Source organism: Thermincola sp. GK-1, from assembly GCF_059412445.1.
This window is the reverse complement of the sequence record NZ_JBSQAT010000001.1, coordinates 248,948-271,149: the sequence shown is the minus strand read 5'-3', so window position 1 is coordinate 271,149 and position 22,202 is coordinate 248,948. Positions and strand designations below refer to the sequence as shown.

The following is a 22,202-nucleotide window of genomic DNA, read 5'->3' as shown; positions in this document are numbered from 1 at the left end:
CGAAAGCTTTGAATCATCTGTCAAAAAATTGTTCTACTTTTTCTTTAATGAATAAGCTTAGCCTTTCCTTAAATATCACTGAGTCGAAAGTTTCTGCGTGGGACCGGATAGTCTGCGGGTCAAAATCCATATTGTCAAAACGTTTTAGGGCTTCTACTAGTGAAGCTTCCGATTGTTCGGCAAAAAACAACCCGGTCTTTCCCTCTACCACTGTCTCCAACGCCCCGCCCCGCCCGTAAGCTATAACCGGCCGGCCGCTGGCCTGTGCCTCAACGGGAGTTATACCAAAATCCTCCTCGCCCGGGAACAGGAAAGCCCTACAGCGGGCATAATGCCATTTGATATCTTCCTGCGAAAGACGGCCCATCATCTGTACCGTCGGCCCGGCCAAAGCTTTCAGCCGGTCAAACTCAGGCCCGGTTCCTATAACCCGCAGGGGCAGCTTTAAACGGTTGCAAGCCTGAATGGCCAAATCAACCCGTTTGTACGGCACTAGACGGGATACGACCAAAAAGAAGTCTTCGACTTCAGGAACAGGGGCAAAAAAGGAAGTTTCTACCGGCGGATAAATCACTTCTGCATCACGGTGATAATGCTTCCTGATTCTTTTGGCCACATTTTGAGAATTGGCGATAAAATAGTCCACTCTGTCTGCCGTCAGCCTGTCCCACATGCGGATATAGTTCATCAGCCAGGGAATCAATTTGCGTTTTATTTTCCCCACATCGGGACCGTTCAGGTATTCATGGTAAAAATCCCAGGCATACCGCATGGGTGTATGACAGTAGCATATGTGCACCGTATCAGCCCTGGTAATTACTCCTTTAGCCACTGAGGAACTACTGCTGATCACCAGGTCAAACTCGCGTAAATCAAATTGTTCCACCGCCGTGGGCATAAGGGGCAGGTATTTTTGGTAGCTTTTTTTGGCCCCGGGCAGCTTTTGAATGAAAGAAGGCCGGATATCCATGGAATGAAATACTTTGTCCACAGTATCAGGGTTATATACCGTGGTATAAATCGGCGCCTCGGGAAAAAGCTCTTTCATGGCCAGAACAACCCGTTCCGCGCCGCCCATCTGCGTAAGCCAGTCAGTGATAATGGCTGTTTTCAATATAAACCTCCCCTTATAGCAGATAATGTTCTGGTTGTGGGATCAAGCTTTAGAAGAGACATGGTTAATGCCAGTAACAACCACACTTGTAAGTGGACAAGGATGCCGAAGGCATAACCATGTACGCCTACCGCCAACAAACAAGCTACCAGCCCGACAAGAATCCTCCTTTTGTTTGGCTCCAGGCGGGGCCAGCACTGAAATATATGCCAAAACAAATTCAGTATTATACCGATAAAGGCCAGCATCCCAATTATTCCTGTTTCAGCCAGTATTTCCATGTATTGATTATGCGGTTTCGGGACATAGGGTGGTGCAGGGACGCCGGGCGGCCGGTACTTATTGTACAGAGCCTCAAAGTTACCCGCCCCGATACCCAAAATCGGCGAACTCTTGAACATATTCCAAAGAGCTGCCCGGAACCAGCTTCGTTCAACTTTGGAAAACACGCTTTCGACATATTGTTGATCTCTCGAAGCCGTACTCTGAGGCATTTCCTGTTTCAAAACCTCAAAGGCATTTTTATTAGCAAACTTTTCCGGTGCAGGAGCGTGCCCAGTAATTTTAAAGATAATTGAATTGAAACCTTCCAGGTAATTGGGATATATTGTTCTATCTATGAGGAAAACACCCATAGTTACGACCAAAACAACCAAAGCAGACGATACGATAGATTTTGGGCTGTAATACCTGAACCACAGAACCAGAAATATCACCGCCACGACTAAACCAGCCCAGGCGCCCGCCGAAAAGGTCATAATTAAAGCCAGCAGCAAAATCCCCATATGAAAATGATTCCACGGTCTCTCAAAAATGTTAATTTTAAACAATACATCTGCTATCATCAGAGGTAAAACGGAAATGACAAAACCGCCAAATACCTGCGACTCGCCCGCCGTGGCAAGCAACCGGGGAACTGTCCACCCCTGGGCCAGCCCATAATCGGAACCGACCATAAACAATATAAGCCTGGTTATTCCATATATACTAGCTATCGACGAACAGATAACAAAGGTTTTAAGAGATTTCATGAACCTTTCTTCATTGTCGACAAAAACTGTTACCGCCCAGTAAAAAAGTACGGCAAACCCTAAAAAGCCCATTTCTTTGAGGTTATTGGCATTTAAAGCCGCCATTCCCTTTGATATAATAATCCGCAAAATTGAAAATAAATTTACAGCGAAAAAAATAAGAAGAGGAACTACGAGTTGGACACGGGAGATGTTTTTCCATCTGAGGCGGTCAGGACGTTCCAGTAATAACATTAAAACAAAAACCAATACCAGCCCCACGTAGATGAACCCGGCAGGGATCCTCATAACTTTTTGCCATGGCGAAACTGCCAGGTAGGGTATAAGAAATATAATTAAATAAAAGAAATACTCCATAATTTCACCTTAACCAGTCAATATGGATTCAGAACAGTCTTGATCAACTTAAAAGTTTTCCGGGCGCACTCCAGCCATGTAAACATCTTAACTCGTTCAAGCCCCTTTTGACGTAATCTCTGCCGCAAACCAGCATTATTCATGACCTGCTTAACTTTATCAGCTATATCGGAAGCGCTGTGCGGATTGCAATATAAAGCCGCATCACCGCAAATCTCGGGTAAGGAAGCTACTTCAGACACTATAACGGGGCACCCACAGGCCATCGCTTCCAGAGGCGGCAGCCCAAACCCTTCGTAAAAGGAAGGATAAACAAAACACGCCGCTTTTTCATAAAGGGCCCAGAGCTGCCCATCGGAAACATATCCCAGATGTATCACACCACCGGGCAGCGGTTCAGCCGAACTTTTAAAGACCTTTGGATTGACTCCCCCGGCAATAACAAACTGAAAACCGGTATGACCAAGTAATTCTATAGCTCTTACCACAGCCTGGAAGTTTTTATGAGGGCTCAAGCTGCTGACAGCCAGTATGAAGGGCTTTTCCGCGTCAAATTTCTCCAGAATGGAATAATCGGGCGCAACGGAAAAAACTTGCTCCTTACCTTCGTAAATAACTTCTATTTTCTCGGAATCAATGCCGCAAAACCTGATAAGCTCATTTTTTGAAAAAGAGGATACGGTAATTATTTTCCTTGCCCTTTTACCCAGTCCCTTGAAAAGTATCCTGTACCAGACACGAAAAGCAAAAGAATAAGCCTCCGGGAAGGCAAAAACGCCGGCATCGTGAATTGTAACTACCTGGCTGTCTTTTAACAAAGGCCCGGTATTACATAAGTTAACAAGGAGTCCTCCCCTGGAATACAAGGGTAACTCCAACTGTTCCCAGGCATGTCCCGATAAAAATCCCACCTGTTGCAAAGGAATATGTTTAAGTTCCAACGGGGCCTTGGTTTCCCGCCTCGGCGAAAGTAGTGTAAACCTGTATTTTGACTTATCTATTTCACCATGTTCAATAAGGTGGTCCAGCGCCTTAACCACTTCCCGGGCATAACGCTGGACACCGGTAACAGGTTGGGTGAGAAAACGAGCGTTGATAAAGATATTCGCAGACATATTTCCTCCAAAGGGAGTAAGAATCCTCTTCTTAACCCTTGACAAGTTGTTGCAGTTCCTTTTCATATTCTGCCACAATGCTTGGCCAACTGTATCTATCCTCTACCAGACTTCTTGCAGTTTTAGATAACTTCGTTCGGAATGAACCGTCTTCTAAAAGTTGGTTAACTTTGGTAGCAAATCCTTCTTCACTGTCAGCGATTAAAAGGTGTTGTCCATCTTCAACTTGGAGACCCTCGCACCCTATGGAAGTCGTAACCACCGGTATGCCGGCCGACATGGCTTCGAGAATTTTTAGCCTTGTCCCGCTTCCCATCCGCAGAGGGCATATAAATACAGTCCCCCTATTTAGATATTCCCTTACATCATCAACAAAACCGGTAACGGTTACCTGACTATATTTATTTTCCAGATTCCTGATCCTTTTACTGGGACCACGCCCAACCACAAAAACCTTTATTCGGGGATACTGCTTTTTAATATAAGGAAAAACCTTATGAAAAAACCACAATATCCCGTCCTCGTTGGGAAAGTGCCCCATAAACCCTGAAAAGACAAGAGTGCATTCATCCCTTGGTCCCGAATAATACTGAAAATATTCCACATCAACCCCGTTTGGCACAACAATAGTCTTGCTCAATACCTCAGGTACAAGTTCGGCTAGCTGATTTCTATCATCATTAGACATCATTACACAAAGACCGGCTCTTTTCATAGCATTTATTTCAAATTCCTTAAACCTGCCAAGGTCTATATACCCTTCTATTTTCCTGCGCAAAGAGGTCCCCGGCCACCTGGCCCCGGCCTGTTGTTCGATAAGCTTGTATTCCAGGTTATGTTGAACAAGGACCTTCGCTGGTTTCCTTCCGGTATAGACCGGTATTTCATAAACATCTATATATGAATGTTCTAACTGCACAATATCTATATCATATTTAGCCATAAACTCGTTAATCTTTTGCTGAAAAACCGGCGAATAAAATCTCGACAGCATAATTGTCTTTTTTTTGTTTAACAACGCCTGGAGTCGGCTGTTAATTTTTGTAAAAACGGTATGATTTCGGCTCAACAAAGCCACGTCTTTACAGTAATCTAAAAGTTCCGGTCTATATTTAAGTTCTTCTTCTTTATCAACAAAAGTTATTAAAAAAACATTGTTATTCCTGGCCAGTTCTTTCATAACATTGAATACCCGTAACCTTCCTCCGCTCACAGGAGGATACGGCGGTTCAGGGCTAAGTATTAATATATTCACTGTCTCACTTCCTCTGCCCCATTCTACCCCGGAAGAAATCCAGGTAACCCTGAGTAATTGCCCGCGTCTTTTGTCCCCAACAGGGATCATTTTTTATAAACTGTGCTATACCTCGGAAGTCACTGTAAAACCTTTTTAACCAGTTTACCTTCCTGCCAAAGTTCTTTAAGAAATACAACCGGTTTCTGGTCATGTAATAATAAAATAATGGGGAACGCGCTCCTGTAGAACCAGACTCCTTATGGTAAATAACTGACTCCGGTACAAAGACTACCTTGTAACCAGCCAAAGAAGCTTTTACACACCAGGCCGTCTCTTCAAAGTACAGAAAATATTCTTCGTCCATCAGGCCTATTGTTTCTATAAGATTTCGCCTGGCCAATAGACTGCATCCTGTAATATAATCAACCTCTCTCCGGTAGTCAAACTGCCCGGTATCTAGATCCCCCATCCCCATGTGCAAAGTCTCTCCGCTGTGAAAATCTATGTGGCCACCCGCAAACCAAAGGGTTTTTGGTTTGTTGTAAAAATAAATCTTAGAACCGCCAATTCCCACTTGAGGGTTTTTTTCCGCAACATCAACCAATGCCGTTAATGCATCAGGCGTAACGGTGGTATCGTTATTTAACAGCCAAATATAATCAGCTCCATGGGCAAGGGCATATCTAATACCTACATTGTTGCCACCGGCATAACCCAGATTGGCACCGGTCTGAATAAATTCGACATCAGGAAAGCGGTTGCGCAGTATGGCTTCGGAGCCATCGGAAGACCCATTATCTACAATCAGAATACGAAAATTGGGATAGGTGAGCTTTTGGCAAGATTCAACACATTCAACTGTGTCCTGCCAGCCGTTCCAGTTGAGTATAACTATATAGATTTCAGGTACCACTCAACCACTCCCGTTTTACTGCTTTTCAGCAATAACATAGAATTGATCCCCTAACCCAAATTTCCCTGATATTCTGGCAATAATTGCTATTAATAAACTTTTTATATTAAATTCAATTGGATAATACATAATGTTAAAATCAAAACCTTTTATCTTAAAACTATTATGTTCTAAAACCAGAGTAATTGTTTCTGGAGTAAAATGCCAGACATGATCTTTTGGTACCCAACCATACCATTTATCCTTCAATAAAGTGGTAATGAGGCTTTTATATGTCGGTAGACTTAAAACCAATAGACCTGAAGGAGTTATTATTCTATATACTTCATTCAAAAAATTGTTCAAATCGTCAACGTGTTCAAGAACATGACTCATAACTACGATATCAAAATTGTTATCCGGAAAAAGGCATTCGTCGAGACAACCATTTTGTACCTTCAGACCTTTGGTAATACAATAATCCGCTGCTCTTTTATTCAGTTCTATACCTTCTACTTCATAGCCATACTTTATCGCTTCATCAAGAAGAAAGCCTGTACTACAGCCAATGTCTAGTAGCTTCCCATTATCTTTATATTTTTTTATAAACTTAACAAGCGGCCTAAAAAAAGACCTAAATAATTGCTCATTCTTTAGATAGTTATCGATATAGTCAGGGTTTTCTTCATAGTGCATCACAGGTGGGGGGAATGTTTGTGCTAACCCGCAACCTTGACATACTACAATTCGATACTTTTCGTTCAATACTAATTTTAGTTTAAAGTCAGACGACCCACAAAATTTACACAGCCCAGCATTAATCATTTGTGTAATCCTCAATAATTTGTTTGTTAATATTATCGTAAATGTACGTAGAGTCTATTTTGTTGACTATTTCCCAGTATTTCACCCATGTTAAAAATCTGTAAAATGCCATAAAGTAACTAAGAATAAAACCGATAACTCCGTCTTTATACCCCTTGGCCTTAAAAAACCTATCGTAAAATTCTCTGAACGGTTTAGTTATTAAATAGTAAATCTTAAAAGGTACTTTTTTATCAGATAATTGGTTAGATTCAATAGTTGTATATTTATTTAACCTTGCAATAAATTGTTCGCTGTTTAAATAATTAAAATGAACAATTGAATTTCCTTCTTTTGCTTCAAGCGCATGAATTTTGCCTTTTGGCCTATAAAAATTATGTATATCACTTGTAAAGTTAAGATAACCTTTTTTAAAAAAGCGCATCTGGTAATCGGGGTACCAACCCGTATGTTGAATCCATTTGCCTAAAATATAATTTTTTCTGGGGATTAAATAAATGTCGAATTCAACGTTGCTATTGGCAATTTGAATCAACCGGGTGGCCAACTGTTTCGGAATTCTTTCATCAGCATCTACAAGTAAAATCCAGTCACCACTTGCTTTATCTACGGCAAACTGTCTGGCGGCGTCAAAATACATAATCCTCTCGTGAAAAAAAATCTTATCTGTAAATTCCCTGGCTATTTCAACGGTTTTGTCTTCACTATACATATCAACAATAACTATTTCATCGCACCAGCGTAAACATTCAAGGCAAGAGCGAATGTTATTTTCTTCGTTTAAGGTATTGATAACAGCAGAAATACGAGGTTTCATTAATTTTCACTCCGGTCTTCTTTAGCTGAAAAGACAAGTATTAGTGCACCTTCAGTATATTGTCGATTCAGATAAAAAACTTTAAATATGAAATTAAGTGCAGGTTTTAAGAGAAATTTAAATCGTAAAAAGATTTTTCTAATGAATACAATTGGAATAGACATAGAGACGACATCTAAAATATTATCAACAAACTCGTCGATTTCATCAAAAGTACTGCAATGTAATATTTTAAATCCTGCTTTGTTCAATAGTTTTGCTAAAGTACTTTTTGAAAAATGGAATAAATGTTGCGGGACCAAAAGCCACCGCCAATGTTGGCCACATAATCTAGCCATATTGCTGTTTATATTCGGGCACTGAATTACTAATAACCCATCATCTTTCAATATTCTTTTTATTTCTTTTAGAACGTTCAGCGGTTCCGGTATATGTTCAAGTACATCAAATAAACATACAACGTCAAAAAATTTGTCTGAAAACCTTATCTGATCAAGAGTTCCAATAGCAACATTCAAATTCAACTTCGTTCGAGCAAATATGGCTGCACTTGATACAGGTTCTATTCCATATGTTTTAAACCCATGTTTCCTTGCTACATCAAGAAAAAGCCCTAAACTACATCCAACGTCAAGGATTTTACCTGAATTCTTATACTTTTTTATTTGTTCAAGCAGCGATTGATATCTACTTTTAAGACGTTCTTGCAAGGCAAAATATATTTGACCCCAATTTTCCAACCTATAGAATTCTTCATTATTCGCCTGGACACTGCAATCATTAATTAATGTAAAAACTAAACCGCAATTGTTACACCGTACAATTTCGTAACCATTAATCGAGTACACCTTTGAAAATTGTGTGCCTTCACAAAAGTAACAAACCGAGTTTTTACCCAAATACCTCAGTCCTTTTAAACTTTTTATTGGGTGTTTCTTTGATTCATTAACATCCTTTTTAGTTAATTACAAGTTTCATATTTTCAATAAATTCATTTATCAAACTACGTTTAATTAAATAAAGGATTATTACATATAACATTATGCCTGAAAAAGCTATTGCAATAAGAATATAAAGATTTATTACTTGTATATACTTAACAACTAAATATGTTAAAACTCCTGTTAATAGCGCAGTAATTAATTGCCAAGATACATTCCCGATAATCTTTATCTGAACTCCCTCGGTTTTTAACACAAATAAGTAAATATTGGTAAATATTGTTATAGTTATAGGCTGTGTCATAGCCACACCAACAAATCCAAAATAGATTACAAATGGAACCCCAAGACCCCATTCAAGAATAATTAGCCCTATAGTCATAATAAGTAAAATCCTGGACTTACCCAAAGATAAAATTGCACTATATAGAGGAAGAAAAACCCCTATAAAAAACGGCGACGTACAATAAAAATAAAACGCCCATATCCCCGGAATCCATTTATCTGTGAAAATCACATGGGTAATCTCGGGTCCCAATGCAATCATAATTGCTGTTATCGGGAACATTACCAATGTCATATTCCTGATGGAGCGCTCCACTGCCTTGGTTAGCAATTCCTTATCATGCTGGATCTTTGAAAAAGCAGGAAAAGCCACCCTTCCGAAACTTTCCGATAGAATTAGCGGCGCAAAGGCGAGATTCCTGGCCCAGTTGACATAACCAACTGCCGCCGCTCCGGCGTAGGCCCCAACAAAAAGCGGGGTTACCGCATCCTTAATGAAGCTCAAAATTGCATTGCCCTGATAAGGGAGGCCAAACCGCACCAGGGCTTTCACCGAATCAAAACTGTAATGGAATGTCGGCCGCCAGGATGAGAGCGAGTATATAATGACTGCTCCCGTTATCCCTCTTATAATGGCGGCAATAATAAAACTCCACACTTCAAAACCGGCCAAAGCAAAAGCGATGGCTGAACCCTGGAAGACTAGATTCTCCGCAATATCTACCCAGGCAATCCGGTTAAAGTCCAGGTTTCGCTCCATAAGTATGGCCGGAATGGTTTTAAGAGAAGAAAACAGAAAACCGAGAGCCATTGCCCTGATTAGCCATACAGCACTCGGGGGAAGAGTTGGGTAAACCTTTAAAGCCAGCGGCGCCACCATGGCAATTAAGGCTGCGACAATCCAGACCAACGCCTGCTGGAGCCAAAAAGTCGTGGAAAGTTCCTCTTTACTCAGTTCCCCCTTTTTTTGAATTAGAGCCGCACCAAGCCCTACATCGCCAAAAGTTGAAAAGAATTGAACGACGAAGCTTACAATGGCGTATATCCCAAAAACCTGGGGAGCTAACAGCCGGGCCAGTATTACGTTACCGATAAAAAAGATTATCTTAATAATTATCTGCCTGCGGACCAATGCTCCTATGCCTGACAGAGACTTATTTTTTAATTCCTTTATGTTGTCTGTCGTTTCCAATTTAACTCCTCTTATAAATCTATATCTTTTAAAAAACCATAAAATATACTTAAGTTTACTTTAATTACTGATTAATCTCAAAAATAACTATTATAAAACCTTATATATTTCTAGAAAAATCTCCAAAATTCCTCTTTATTTTGTATCCCATATTTTAAAACACCCTAGCCAATTTAAATCCATATATTTCTTTAGGCTTACTCCAGGACAGTTTTGCCATTCATCCCCTACCCGTCCTTTCTGGCCCAGTCATAGGGGATGTCGTTATCGTGGGGGTGTACCCGGAATTCATCGGGTTCGTTGTAATTATAGGGTTCGGTTGGAAAATTAATTACCATAGCCTCTTCCTCACCAATGCATTTAAACCCGTGGAATACGTAAGGAGGTATCTGCAAAAGGATGGGGTTATGGATGCCCATAAAAAACTCGTTGATTTCCCCTTTTGTCGGCGAATCTTCCCGGCTGTCGTAGAGCACTACCTTCATCATCCCTTTGACAACAACAAAGTTGTCAGTCTGCTTTTTATGGTAGTGCCAACCCTTCACAACCCCCGGGTAGGCAGTAGTTATGTATGCCTGTCCAAACTTAATAAACAAGTCATCATCACAGCGCAGCATCTCCATGAGCCGGCCCCGTTCGTCGGGAATTACCCGGAGCCTTTTTATTTTGACACCATCGATTGTATTCAAACCAAAAACCCCCTACCCTGCCATTTCTTCAAATTTGTTATTTTTTTCAGCCTTTGTAAGGTCCAACCCGTTGGCAAGTTCATTGGCCTTTAACAGTGATTCAAAAGTACCGGCATCAGTCCACCAACCGTCCAAAATGCCATAAGTAAGCTTATTTTGAGCTATATAAGCGTTATTAACATCTGTAATTTCCAATTCACCACGGCCGGAAGGTCTTAGTGTTTTAATGATATTAAACACCTGGCAATCGTACATGTATATGCCGGTAACGCAATAATTGCTCTTGGGCTTTTGGGGCTTTTCTTCAATAGACACAATCTTACCGTCCTTTAACTCAGCCACTCCGTAACGTTGAGGATCGGGTACTTCCTTAATCAGTATTTTGGCCCCTCCCCCCTGGACGGCGAAATCGGCAACATACCTTTTAATTTCATCCTGAAAAATATTGTCGCCCAGAATGACCACACAGTTTTCCCTGCCTACAAACTGTTCCGCCAATCCCAAAGCCTGGGCAATGCCGCCGGCCTGGTCCTGCACTCGATAGGTAAACTCCATTTCAAAGTCACGGCCGCTGCCTAACAGGTTAACAACATCGCCCATGTGTTCTTTACCGGTAACAACCAGGACCTCCCTGATACCGGCATTTTTAAGTTTAAAAATGGGGTGGTAAATCATGGGATACCGCCCTACAGGCAGCAGGTGCTTATTGGTAACCTTTGTCAGCGGAAAAAGCCTCGAGCCCGTCCCACCGGCAAGGATAACACCTTTCATTTTGACTCCTCCTTGATATATTCTTGCAAAGCCTCTCTATAATGCCTTAAAGGCTCATTACCGTGCAATACCCAATTGTGATTCTCCAGAACAGAATTTGCGGGTCTAAGTGCCAGGCGGTTACTTTCTCTGGTGGAAGCCGGGCGCAATTCCACGTTATCAATTCCTGCTTCTTCCAAAATCACCTGAGCAAAATGGTACCAGGAACATGTCCCGCTGTTGGTAATATGGTAAATACCGTATGAAGGTTCTTTTATCAATTGAACAATAGCTTTTGCCAAATCAGCCGCATAGGTTGGTGAACCCACTTGATCGTCAACAACGCTTAATAGTCGCTGCTCTTTGGCCAGTCTCAGTATGGTACTGACGAAGTTTTTGCCCCACCTGCCAAAAAGCCAGGCGGTGCGCACTATATAAAACCTTTTGGTATGGTGGCAGACATTCATTTCACCGGCCAGTTTGGACCAACCATAAACATTTAACGGTCCGGTCGGGGAGTATTCGTTATAAGGAGTATTGGACTGGCCGGAAAATACATAATCTGTACTTATTTGTACCAGGGCTGCGCCAACATCTTCGCAGGCAACCGCCAGGTTCCTCGGCCCCAATGCATTAACCCTGAATGCAGTATCGCGGTCTGCCTCACAGCCGTCAACATCAGTAAAAGCTGCAGCATTTATAACCACATCGGGTCTATAATCTTTTACAGCAGACATTACACGGGTGAAGTCTGTTATATCCAGCTCAGTCACATCTGAGGATACATCGTTCACATCTGTAGCCATATATTCAAAGCCTGTTTGCTGTAACTTGTTAATTAATGCCCGGCCAAGCATACCGGAAGCGCCTGTGACCAAAATTCTCAATAGCCACACCCCTATCCGAATGTCTTTGCGGTTTCCAAACAATATTTAATAATATATGGAATGCTGACACCGGGGTTTAGTCAATGCCGCGCCAAGTTTGACTTTTCCGCAGGCAGCATCCTCCCTGGCCTGCCTGTAGCTCTCCAGGGTCCCAATATCCCGCCAGTACCCATCCATGGGGTAACCGTAGAAGGGTAACCCCTCCTTAACCAGCAGGGGAAACAACTGCTTGCCGAAATCGTAAACCTGATGCTCCGGTATGTATTTAAATATCTCGGGTTGAAATATATATATGCCTGTATTAACCAGGTTGCTGAGAGCTTCTTCTTTCCTGGGCTTTTCCTGAAATGCCGCTATTTTGCCCGCCTCGCCGGTAACTACCACACCAAATCGTTCCACCTCTGCAACCCTTTTCAGCGCAATAGTGGCAAGGGCCTTCTTTTGCCTGTGATAACGGGCAAAATCAGCCAAATCAATATCAGTCAAAGCATCACCGCTTATGACCACAAAAGTTTCATCCAGAAACCATTCATTGTTTTTTACTCCGCCGGCAGTGCCCATAAGATTCTGCTCTTCAGAGTAAAGCAACTTCACGCCAAAATCAGACCCGTCACCAAAATATGATTTTATAACGCCGGGCAGGTAATGCAAATTGGCTATGATGTCCCGAATCCCATAGTGCCGTAACAGGTTTATGATATGCTCCATCAAAGGTTTATCCTGAATGGGTACCATAGGTTTGGGCAACGTGCGGGTGAGCGGGTCCAGCCGCGAACCGACCCCCGCCGCCATAATCATCGCTTTCATTCCTTAATCCCCTTAGTTATAGCTTATTTAGAAGCTGGTCAGCTTCCGTCTTTATCTGGTTAAACCTGTCGGAAGGCCCCAAAAGCGGCCCTTTCCAGAATCTTTTTTCTATGTCATTTTTAGTGGCCATGATATCTTCCATCCGCAGCGAAAGGGTTTCGACCTTTTGCAAATACTCCCTGGCTTTATCCGGATGCTTCAGGTTAATGTACATCTTTCCTGCATTAAGGTATATCAGCGCCAGTTGCTCATAATTTGCCTGGACCAGAGGCGCCAGCTCTACCGCCTTTTCCGCATACCGGACCATTTCCGCCACCTGGCCCGTGCCGGCAGCGGCCTGCGCGGCAGCCCAATAATTTTCGGCATTGGTAGGATTCCATTTGATAGCCTCCTCAGCCTCTCTTAAGGCCGCTCCGTTCAGGTAATAGTTTTTATTCTGGGCTGCTTCGTAACTGTAAACCTGGGCCAATTGCACCCGCAGCCTGGCATTAAGGGGATCAAATTTCACCGCCTGTTCCAGGGCTGCTCTTCCATCTGTGACATTGCCGTAACGCAAGGCTTCGGTCGCTTTTATCCAATATCTGTCACCAATAAAAAGCAGCAAACTGGCGACAAAGAAAGCTACCGCCACGACGCCACCCAATACTTTACGGGCTACCGGCCTATAATTCACTATTGCTTTAGGTTGCCTATCGAGACGCTTCTGCACGGCTCTGATCAAACCAAACTGGCCCCATAAGAGGATGGAAACAGCGCCTTCAGACAGGGAGAAATCAATCAGGCTGTGCAGCCCCAACGCAATAGCGGCGCAGAAAGCAGTCCATGCCAGGGCTTTATACTCTGTCGGCAAGGCTGACCTGTAAATTTGTATTATGGTAACGACTCCGGCCAACCATAGCAATATAAAGAAAACAAAGCCTATTGTTCCCGCCTCCACCCAAACCTGCAGCGGGTGGTTGTGCACCTCCGTAGAATGGTAGAGGTAGCTCTGGTACTGCCTGTACACAGCATTCCACCCTCCGCCGCCCGTTCCCAGAAGGGGATGGTCCTTGATGATTTTCATGGCGTCTTTATAGAATGTAAAGCGTTCCTGAACACTGTTTTGCTGGAGATTAAAATTATGCAGCCGGTCGGAGATCCCCTGGGGCATGATTTGCTCACTGAAAATGAACAAAACAGCGCCCAGCGCCAGAAACACAACAGTCACTGCCGTCCATACTTTTTTTCTGTCAATATTAAGCGACAATCGACCAACGGCTTTATCCAATCCCAAATGTATAGCTGACGTCAAAAACATCCCGATAAACAGGAATAACCAGGGCAGGGATAGGTTGTTGAAATCAAGCAGGCGGGACGATAACAAGGCAAAAGGAATGGCTGCGGCAAGCAAAGATATGAGAGTTTTTATCCGCAGGCCGGGCACACCGATAAAGAATAAAGCAAAGGCTATCGGACCCATCAACATGGCCCCCCGGGAACCGGCCCCAAAGGCTGTAAGCAAAACAAGGAAATTACCTGCCGAAACAGCATACCTGAGCCAGAGGTTTTCGGAAACCGCAGCCAGGTAGAGGCCAATAATCCCGCAAGCCATCAGATATATGGCTGCCGCATTATGGTATTGCAGCGTTGAATTAATCAGGCCATCAACAAAAGCGCCGTTAAAATCAAAGGTTCCATAGGCTGTCCCCAAACCGGTCAGGGCTACTCCGATACCGGCAACAAAAAAGGTCCATAAGGCCAGGCGCATTTTCTGCAGATTTTCCGCCAGGGCAGCCAAAAGAAGAAAAATAATTAGGTAATTCAGGTTTCGCAGGGCATCGCCCACAGCTTCCCGCAAATCGTATACCGGCATAGAGGGAACGAACTGAACAAGCATAGAAATAAACCATGCCAACACAAAACCGATGAAGGTTGCTGACATCAGGTTAAAGGATAATTTAAAATTATCCTTTCTGTACAGTACATATACCATCAGAACTGCAGCAGCGTACATATAGGCAACAAAGGATTCACTGTCAAAAAAAAGTCCTCTGAAAAAGGGCGGTAAAAAAAGCAGGGGCAACAATAAAACAAAGGGAAAAAGACGATCGCTACCAAAACCATTTAAACTTTTTGCCTTTTTTTTGGCCATTTGATATTCCTCCGATTAGTGCTTTTTACAATAAAACGTTTTTTTGTTATATTTCGCCTAATTGCGCCAAATTCCTGCAATAAAATAAAAGGATGCCTAATTGTAAACCAGGGAGCTTTGTGCTGCAAAACCTTGCCAGGAAGTCCGCTAACCGCTATGGAGGTAAAACAACCATTGCTCCGAGGTTACGGGCGGAGACAGTATAAACTCCGTTCAGTTGAAATCGCTGAACCCGGCCAAATCGCCGTCCGTGGCTCAATGGCCGGGTTTCCGGCGTCCGTGCCGGAAACAGCGATTTCAAGCTCTCACTGTCGTTAACACAGGCTTGCCGCCCTCCACCAAGTCGCAACTCATTGTTTTACCTCCATAGCGGTATTTCCTTTTTTGCGGTACAGAGGCCTAGAAATAAGCCTCCCTCAGGAGGCCTCAAAAATTCTTCGTTGGAGAAAACCTGATGACTATATCAACTATCTCCGGCCGGCTGCCTATTCTGATAGGTGGGCCCCAGGTGCCAAAACCGTTGGAAACAATCAACTGATAGGACCCTTTGCGGAGGTAACCCCAATCTTTTTCGTATATCCGTCCGGTAATCAGATTGTTAAAAATAAACTGGCCTTTATGGGTATGGCCGGACAACTGCAGGTCAATCCCCTGTTCTGCCGCTTCCTTAAGGCTCGGGCGGCTGGGGTTATGGTCCAGCATGATCAGCGGGAGGGATTTGTCCACACCTTTCAACACCTCCGCCAGCGCCTTGCGGGGCCCGCGGCCGTGCCCGGCATCGTCACGGCCGATAAGGTAAAAACTGTCATTGACCTTTACATAACGGTCTACCAGAACCTGTATGCCCGCCTCATTCAGATAGCGAAAGGTTTCATTACTGTCTTCGCCAAAATGCTCGTGATTGCCGGGCACAGCATATATTCCCAGCGGCGGGTTCAATTTCCTGAAGGTCTTGGCCATTTTTTCCTCAATGAAGGGACGCACACTTTCATCCACTATATCCCCGGGCAACAGCACCAAATCGGGGTTCAGCTCCCTGGCCATAGAAACAAAACGCTCCAGTCTTCGGTTATTCATTATTAACCCCAGGTGGAGGTCTGAGGCCATGACAATATGAAGCTCCTCCATTTGCCCTGCCCTTTTGTTTATATTGATATCATAGTGAGTAACCACGGGATTGCGGGCATTCCAGGTGCCGTAAGCCAACAGGCCGGCCACCAGCGCTAGCACTCCCCAACCCAGCAGGGCGGGACTGGCCTTCACCGGCCCCGGTATAAACTTGAGCCACCTGTCCAGCAAACGGAGCAGGTCAAGCAGAAGTACGATTAAAAACAAGTAATAAAAGGCGGCCAGCCAGTACGCGCCGATATAAACCAGCCAGCGCTCGGCGGCAAGCGGAACCATATTTCTGAGAAAGCGCGCGATTATGTACAGGTAGGCAGCCAGCCACAGCAGTGCCCAGTACACCCGCACGTTCAGCCAGGGAACGGTCCTGCCTACCGCCTGCCAGCCCCTTAACCCTATATAGTAGTTCATCAGGCCGTAGATTACCAGAATGAGCGTAAATACTGCCGCAAATATCAGGTTTCTGTTCATTTTTTCCTCCCAGTTTTTTGCTGTGTTTTCTCTCAAGTCTCTGGCGCTCTTCCTCCTGCCGGATACTTCTTAACCTCTGCAAGTCATCTGATATTCATAAATTTAACTATCATCGTGATGGCTTCGGCTCTGGTAGCTTTGCGGGCCGGGCCGAAAGAGTTATCGGCATAACCGCTGATCAGCCCCTTTTCGACAGCCAAAACCACTGCCCCCTTTGCCCAGGACTGAATCTGTCCGGCGTCCTGGAAGTTCAGGCTGTAGTTTTGCCTGGCCTTTGCTTCGGCCTGTAATTTCAATGCCCTGATGAGCATAGAAGCCATTTCCTGGCGGGATATTTCCCGGTCGGCCCGGAAAGTATTGTCGTCGTAACCGGAAATAATCCCTTCGTTTACCGCCCTGGCAATGTAGCCTCTTGCCCAGTCAGGGATTTTTCTGCGGTCGCTGAATGTAAGCTCAGGGTTTTGCACCGGGGACAGGCCCATAGCGGCAATGACAAATTTGCAGAACTCGGCCCTGGTAATGGTACGGTCAGGACGGAAGGTGCCATCGGAATAACCGCTGGTTATGCCCAAATCCAGGACTTTTTGAATATTCCGTTCCGCCCAGTGCCCGGCTATGTCATTTAAGACAAGAGTGGGATTGCAGTTAATTTTGTATTCATCAGACCAGTCACTCATATTGCCGGCAGCATCCTTGGCCCTTAATTCCACAGTGTTTGCTCCTACTTTAAGGTAAACATCCAAACTAAAAGCCCCTGTTCCGCCGGCCTGTGTTTTAAAGGTTTCTCCGTTTAGCCTCACTTCCACTGCTGCATATTTCTCGGCTTTTCCGGTAAGGGTTACATTCCTTTTAACAGCAGTGGCAATATTGTTTAATGTAGGTATTTCAGGCTCGCTGTCATCGGCCAGCAGCGCGAAAACCGTCAAATGGTCTGTCCTGGCCGTTACTTTTTTCGAGGAGGAATATACCGTTGATTCCAAAGGGGCCCAAACCCGGTTCGCGGTATCCCAATAATAAATGTTCAGGGTATTCGGGTCCATGTCGCCAAGCTGGTCAGAGGTATAATAGAAAGTAATCGTTAAATCCCTGTCAAAAGCCGTTACATTGGACGAACCGGCTTTGGCCGTTATTTCTACCGGCTGGCCAATAGTGTGGTAACCGGTATTGGTATAACTGCCAAAATTGCGCGTCTGCATCCTGAAGGTTGTATCCCTGGCCAGGGTATCTGCAGGTATATCCAGGCGGGCCAGAGATGAAATCTCTAAATAACCACTGTCGCCCTTATCAATTGTTTTCTCGACCTCTTCACTGACCAGAGACGTATAAACGTTTACGTAATTACTGGCGTCCGATTCATTACCTGCTGAATCATAAGCGGTAACATAGTATTTATAGGTTTTACCGGCGGCAACGCTCCTGTCATAATAACTGAGGCTGGCGGTCGAAGCTATACAGTAATAGTCCCCCGAATCTTCGGCCCGGTATATATTATAGCCGGCTATTCCCCGGTTGTCTGTGGCAGCTTCCCAGGACAGCCTGACTTCTGTTTCCCTGGGCAACGTGTAAGACAGACTTTTGGGTTCCGAGGGGTCGGTGGTGTCTCCGTTGGTGGTTACAGTCACAATATTGCTGTTGTCCGAGTAATTGCCGGCAGCATCCCTGGCCCGCAGGTAATATTTATAAGTTTTCCCTGAAGATACATCTGTATCATAATAGGGAGATGACGATGGAGCGGCAACTTTAACATAACTGCCACTTCCCACGGCCCTGTACAAATCATAACCGGTAATGCCTACATTATCGGAGGCCCCGGACCAGGTTACTTTCACCTTGGTTGTGCTGACAGCATTGGCCCAAATCCTGGGGCTAACCGGTTTTTGGGTATCGACGGTAGTTTTGGCTGAAACAACGGCCGATTGGGCCGATTCGTTGCCCGTTGAATCTTTGGCAGATACTTTGTAGTAATAAGTAGTATTGGGACTTAAGCCAGTATTGGTATAATAAGTAGTTGTGCTGGAGCCAACTCTGGCAAAGGTGCGATTATCAGTACTCCTATAAATAATGTACTCGGCAACGCGAACATTATCCGTTGACGCATTCCAGGACAGTTTGATCTGGGTTGCACTTAAAACCTGGGCAGAAACTGAACCCGGGACACTGGGTGCCTGGTTGTCGGGCAGTGTGGTACGGCTTACTTCGGCGCGGCCAGCCGATTCATTCCCGGCTGTATCCACGGTAGCCACCTGATATGTGTAGGTGGTCCCGGGAGTTAGACCGGTATCGTAATAATTGGTAGCACTAACCACCGAACTGTTTATTTTTATAAAACCTGATGACCCTGTCTTTCGGTATATATTATACCCGGCCACGCCAACGTTATCTGTCCCGGCGCTCCAGGTCAAACTGACCTGCACGCTGCTGTCAGCAGTGGCAGATATGGATGCCGGGGCTGCCGGTTTTACATTGTCCGGAAGGGTTTGCAGAGTAATCGTTGTACCGGCCGATGATGCATTGTTGTAGTTATCGACAGCGACTACATAATATTGATAAGTGGCGCCCGGCTGAAGGCCGGTGTGGGTATAGGAAGTACCGGTAACAATAATTTTACTGAAAGACCCGGTATTCCCCTGGCGATACCAAAGCTCATAATGCTTAATACCGGAAACATCTGTCGAACTATGCCACGAAACAGTAACCTGTTGATAGGAAACCGCTGACCCTGTTAACCCCGTTGGAGTCGTAGGAGGTATATTATCGACAGCCAGCGTGGTTACCGCCACATGCTCACTGGGAGCGGACTCCTCCATTTGTGAGTTAACTGCAGTGAGATAGTAGTAATAGGTCGTCGCAGGAGTAAGACCAGAGTCTTCATAACTTGTTCCCGTGACCGGTGTCCTGTTGACTTTAACAAAAGATATATTGTCCAGACTGCGGTAAATGTTAAAACTATTACCCGCTCCGGTAGCAGCCCAGGTTAACATTACCCTGCTCCCGTCAGTCACGGAAACGGCCTGCAGGCCAGTCGGGGCTGCGGGCACGTCTGCCTGAGCCGCGCCGGAAAAAGACACCAGCATTAAAAAGATGAATAAAAATAAAACCGTATTTTTTAACCCTTTGTTCAATAAAACCCCTCCCTGGTTAATGAAGGTAATCCATGCATTTATTGGCAAGCACCTATTTTTATTATATCTGGCGGAAAAAGAAAAGCAAACTGATTTTTTGAATAGATGAAAAAAGACCTTTAATGGGAGTCCCATCGAAGGTCTTGACTGTCGTGCTTACCCGTCTTTCCTGGCCCAGTCATAGGGAATATCATTGTCATGGGGATGCACCCGGAATTCATCGGGTTCACTGTAATTATAGGGTTCCGTTGGAAAATTAATTACCATAGCCTCTTCCTCACCAATGCATTTAAACCCGTGGAATACGTAAGGAGGTATCTGCAGAAGGATGGGGTTATGGATGCCCATAAAAAACTCGTTGATTACCCCTTTTGTCGGTGACTCTTCCCGGCTGTCGTAGAGCACTACCTTCATCATCCCTTTGACAACAACAAAGTTGTCAGTCTGCTTTTTATGGTAGTGCCAACCCTTCACAACCCCCGGGTAGGCAGTAGTTATGTATGCCTGTCCAAACTTAATAAACAACTCATCATCGCAGCGCAGCATCTCCATCAACCGGCCCCGTTCGTCAGGAATTACCCGGAGCCTTTTTATTTTTACACCATCGATTAAATCCAAACCAAAAACCTCCTACCCTACCATTTTTTCAAATTTGCTGTCGTTTTTACTGTCGTTCTCTTTGTTTGTAAAGTCGATCCCATTAGCTAATTCATTGGCCCTTAGAAGTGATTCAAAAGTACCGGCATCGGTCCACCACCCGTCCAAAATGCCATAAGTAAGTTTATTTTGAGCTATATAAGCGTTATTAACATCTGTAATTTCCAATTCACCACGGCCGGAAGGTTTTAGTGTTTTAATGATATTAAACACCTGGCAGTCATACATATATATCCCGGTAACACAATAATTGCTCTTGGGCTTCTGGGGCTTTTCTTCAATAGACACAATCTTGCCGTCCTTTAACTCAGCCACTCCGTAACGTTGAGGGTCAGGCACTTCCTTAATCAGTATTTTGGCTCCGCCACCCTGCACGGCGAAATCGGCCACATACTTTTTTATTTCATCCTGAAAAATGTTGTCACCCAGAATGACCACACAGTTTTCCCTGCCTACAAACTGTTCCGCCAACCCCAAAGCTTGTGCAATGCCGCCGGCCTGGTCCTGCACTCTGTAGGTAAACTCCATTTCAAAGTCACGGCCGCTGCCTAACAGGTTAACAACATCGCCCATATGCTCCTTACCGGTAACAATTAAAACCTCTCTGATACCGGCATTTTTAAGTTTAAAAATGGGGTGGTAAATCATAGGATACCGCCCTACGGGCAGCAAGTGCTTATTGGTGACCTTTGTCAGCGGAAAGAGCCTAGAGCCTGTCCCTCCTGCAAGAACTATACCTTTCATTGGTTCTCCTCCTCGGTGAGTGATTTAAGATAATCGCCCAGAGCATCCTTGTAATGGCGGAGGGGCCGCATCCCCTGCAACCGCCAAAGATAGTTGTCTAAAACTGAATATCTGGGACGTGGTGCGGGTCGGTTAATTTCTTCTGTAGTTATTGGTTTGACTCGAACTTTGTCAATTCCTGCCTGCCTAAAAATTTCCCTGGCAAATTCGTACCAGGAACAGGCCCCGCTGTTGGTGATATGGTAGGTTCCGTAAGCAGGTTGCTGTATTAATTCTGATATGGCTTTTGCTAAATCTTTTGTATATGTAGGAGAACCCGTCTGGTCGTTAACCACTCCAAGTTCATCCCGTTCCTTTGCCAACCGGAGCACAGTGGCAACAAAGTTTTTCCCGTTTTCCCCAAAGAGCCAGGAGGTGCGGATTATGTAGTGTCTGGGGCATAAGTGGCAGACGTATTGTTCGCCTAACAATTTTGACTTGCCGTAAATGCTTTGCGGGTTAGGCTTGTCCCATTCTTTATAAGGAGTAGTCGCCATACCGTCAAAAATATAATCTGTGCTGATGTGGACCAGAGGTATATTTAATTCGTTACAAACCACAGCCAAATTGCGCGGTCCCAAAGCATTAACGGCAAAAGCATGGTCTACATTGGTCTCGCAGCCGTCAACGTCGGTGTAGGCAGCAGCGTTGATAATTAGGTCGGGCTGGTGAAAAGAAACGGCAGATTTGACTGCGGATAAATTGGTGATGTCCAGGTCGGGCAGGTCCAGGCCGGTGAGTTTATGCTGTTGTGATAATACGGTTGTAAGGGCATGGCCGAGCATGCCGTTGGAGCCGGTGATGAGGATGTGCAAAATGTCACCTCTTTTCATAGCTCTTATTATTCTTCAAAAACAAAACTCCTATCGGGCATCTTAAAAATGTTTTAAAAAAGCTCCACATTTTTTGTTGTTTTATTTACGCTAACAGCTTTTGAAGATTTCATCAGTACACTCTAATATATGTTCTCGCAG

At 44.4% G+C, this 22,202-nt stretch carries 20 protein-coding genes; all 20 read right to left on the bottom strand.

From position 1 onward, the window contains the following. Window positions 1-13: 13 nt before the first annotated feature. On the bottom strand, window positions 14-1,114 hold the full coding sequence (locus ACSNJE_RS01365) for a glycosyltransferase (protein ID WP_013121664.1): 1,101 nt from the start codon (window positions 1,112-1,114) through the stop codon (window positions 14-16). Beyond that, window positions 1,111-2,502, bottom strand: a complete 1,392-nt coding sequence (locus tag ACSNJE_RS01360; protein WP_495251798.1) for an O-antigen ligase family protein — start codon at window positions 2,500-2,502, stop codon at window positions 1,111-1,113. Before ACSNJE_RS01360 ends, ACSNJE_RS01365 begins: the two co-directional genes overlap by 4 nt. A gap of 17 nt (window positions 2,503-2,519) precedes the next feature. Beyond that, the gene (locus ACSNJE_RS01355) at window positions 2,520-3,617 is read right to left on the bottom strand and encodes a glycosyltransferase family 4 protein (RefSeq protein ID WP_495251797.1); all 1,098 of its coding nucleotides are present in this window, start codon (window positions 3,615-3,617) and stop codon (window positions 2,520-2,522) included. Window positions 3,618-3,648: 31 nt separating this feature from the next. Beyond that, a complete protein-coding gene (locus ACSNJE_RS01350) occupies window positions 3,649-4,872 on the bottom strand; it encodes a glycosyltransferase family 4 protein (RefSeq protein WP_474659073.1) in 1,224 nt (407 codons plus the stop codon). A gap of 4 nt (window positions 4,873-4,876) precedes the next feature. Continuing rightward, complete coding sequence (locus ACSNJE_RS01345) at window positions 4,877-5,767, bottom strand: glycosyltransferase family 2 protein (RefSeq protein ID WP_495251796.1); 891 nt, start codon at window positions 5,765-5,767, stop codon at window positions 4,877-4,879. Between the two features lie 15 nt (window positions 5,768-5,782). After that, window positions 5,783-6,571 carry a class I SAM-dependent methyltransferase gene (locus tag ACSNJE_RS01340; protein ID WP_495251795.1) on the bottom strand — a complete coding sequence of 263 codons (789 nt, stop codon included), beginning with the start codon at window positions 6,569-6,571 and terminating at the stop codon, window positions 5,783-5,785. After that, window positions 6,564-7,388 carry a glycosyltransferase family 2 protein gene (locus ACSNJE_RS01335; protein ID WP_495251794.1) on the bottom strand — a complete coding sequence of 275 codons (825 nt, stop codon included), beginning with the start codon at window positions 7,386-7,388 and terminating at the stop codon, window positions 6,564-6,566. Before ACSNJE_RS01335 ends, ACSNJE_RS01340 begins: the two co-directional genes overlap by 8 nt. Then, window positions 7,388-8,128, bottom strand: coding sequence for a class I SAM-dependent methyltransferase (locus tag ACSNJE_RS01330; protein WP_474773496.1), 741 nt, complete (start codon window positions 8,126-8,128; stop codon window positions 7,388-7,390). The genes ACSNJE_RS01335 and ACSNJE_RS01330 overlap by 1 nt, the downstream gene beginning before the upstream one ends. A 217-nt stretch (window positions 8,129-8,345) precedes the next feature. Then, a complete protein-coding gene (locus ACSNJE_RS01325) occupies window positions 8,346-9,806 on the bottom strand; it encodes an oligosaccharide flippase family protein (protein WP_495251793.1) in 1,461 nt (486 codons plus the stop codon). A gap of 227 nt (window positions 9,807-10,033) precedes the next feature. Further along, window positions 10,034-10,495, bottom strand: a complete 462-nt coding sequence (locus ACSNJE_RS01320) for a polysaccharide biosynthesis C-terminal domain-containing protein (protein ID WP_495251792.1) — start codon at window positions 10,493-10,495, stop codon at window positions 10,034-10,036. Window positions 10,496-10,507: 12 nt separating this feature from the next. Then, window positions 10,508-11,266: a sugar phosphate nucleotidyltransferase gene (locus ACSNJE_RS01315; RefSeq protein WP_495251791.1), complete on the bottom strand. Its 759-nt coding sequence runs from the start codon at window positions 11,264-11,266 to the stop codon at window positions 10,508-10,510. Beyond that, complete coding sequence (gene rfbD, locus ACSNJE_RS01310; RefSeq protein ID WP_495251790.1) at window positions 11,263-12,132, bottom strand: dTDP-4-dehydrorhamnose reductase; 870 nt, start codon at window positions 12,130-12,132, stop codon at window positions 11,263-11,265. Before rfbD (ACSNJE_RS01310) ends, ACSNJE_RS01315 begins: the two co-directional genes overlap by 4 nt. A gap of 45 nt (window positions 12,133-12,177) precedes the next feature. Next, the gene (locus ACSNJE_RS01305) at window positions 12,178-12,939 is read right to left on the bottom strand and encodes a nucleotidyltransferase family protein (protein WP_495251789.1); all 762 of its coding nucleotides are present in this window, start codon (window positions 12,937-12,939) and stop codon (window positions 12,178-12,180) included. A 16-nt stretch (window positions 12,940-12,955) separates the two neighbouring features. After that, a complete protein-coding gene (locus ACSNJE_RS01300; RefSeq protein WP_495251788.1) occupies window positions 12,956-15,070 on the bottom strand; it encodes an O-antigen ligase family protein in 2,115 nt (704 codons plus the stop codon). Between the two features lie 154 nt (window positions 15,071-15,224). Further along, window positions 15,225-15,419 (bottom strand): hypothetical protein, encoded by a 195-nt coding sequence (locus ACSNJE_RS01295; protein ID WP_495251787.1) that lies wholly within the window; start codon window positions 15,417-15,419, stop codon window positions 15,225-15,227. A 77-nt stretch (window positions 15,420-15,496) separates the two neighbouring features. Further along, window positions 15,497-16,666 (bottom strand): metallophosphoesterase, encoded by a 1,170-nt coding sequence (locus tag ACSNJE_RS01290; protein ID WP_495251786.1) that lies wholly within the window; start codon window positions 16,664-16,666, stop codon window positions 15,497-15,499. An 83-nt stretch (window positions 16,667-16,749) separates the two neighbouring features. Beyond that, window positions 16,750-19,788: an S-layer homology domain-containing protein gene (locus ACSNJE_RS01285; RefSeq protein WP_495251785.1), complete on the bottom strand. Its 3,039-nt coding sequence runs from the start codon at window positions 19,786-19,788 to the stop codon at window positions 16,750-16,752. A gap of 156 nt (window positions 19,789-19,944) precedes the next feature. Further along, window positions 19,945-20,406 carry a polysaccharide biosynthesis C-terminal domain-containing protein gene (locus tag ACSNJE_RS01280; protein ID WP_495251784.1) on the bottom strand — a complete coding sequence of 154 codons (462 nt, stop codon included), beginning with the start codon at window positions 20,404-20,406 and terminating at the stop codon, window positions 19,945-19,947. A 12-nt stretch (window positions 20,407-20,418) separates the two neighbouring features. Next, window positions 20,419-21,189 (bottom strand): sugar phosphate nucleotidyltransferase, encoded by a 771-nt coding sequence (locus tag ACSNJE_RS01275; RefSeq protein WP_495251783.1) that lies wholly within the window; start codon window positions 21,187-21,189, stop codon window positions 20,419-20,421. Beyond that, window positions 21,186-22,043, bottom strand: a complete 858-nt coding sequence (gene rfbD, locus ACSNJE_RS01270) for a dTDP-4-dehydrorhamnose reductase (RefSeq protein WP_495251782.1) — start codon at window positions 22,041-22,043, stop codon at window positions 21,186-21,188. The genes ACSNJE_RS01275 and rfbD (ACSNJE_RS01270) overlap by 4 nt, the downstream gene beginning before the upstream one ends. Between the last annotated feature and the right edge of the window lie 159 nt (window positions 22,044-22,202).

Bases quoted from the DNA above. Each gene is read 5' to 3' on its own strand.
- ACSNJE_RS01300 (WP_495251788.1), bottom strand. From the start codon at position 15,070: ATGGCCAAAAAAAAGGCAAAAAGTTTAAATGGTTTTGGTAGCGATCGT.
- ACSNJE_RS01355 (WP_495251797.1), bottom strand. From the start codon at position 3,617: ATGTCTGCGAATATCTTTATCAACGCTCGTTTTCTCACCCAACCTGTT.
- ACSNJE_RS01290 (WP_495251786.1), bottom strand. From the start codon at position 16,666: ATGAACAGAAACCTGATATTTGCGGCAGTATTTACGCTCATTCTGGTA.
- ACSNJE_RS01360 (WP_495251798.1), bottom strand. From the start codon at position 2,502: ATGGAGTATTTCTTTTATTTAATTATATTTCTTATACCCTACCTGGCA.
- ACSNJE_RS01340 (WP_495251795.1), bottom strand. From the start codon at position 6,571: ATGATTAATGCTGGGCTGTGTAAATTTTGTGGGTCGTCTGACTTTAAA.
- ACSNJE_RS01335 (WP_495251794.1), bottom strand. From the start codon at position 7,388: ATGAAACCTCGTATTTCTGCTGTTATCAATACCTTAAACGAAGAAAAT.
- ACSNJE_RS01275 (WP_495251783.1), bottom strand. From the start codon at position 21,189: ATGAAAGGTATAGTTCTTGCAGGAGGGACAGGCTCTAGGCTCTTTCCG.
- ACSNJE_RS01315 (WP_495251791.1), bottom strand. From the start codon at position 11,266: ATGAAAGGTGTTATCCTTGCCGGTGGGACGGGCTCGAGGCTTTTTCCG.
- ACSNJE_RS01305 (WP_495251789.1), bottom strand. From the start codon at position 12,939: ATGAAAGCGATGATTATGGCGGCGGGGGTCGGTTCGCGGCTGGACCCG.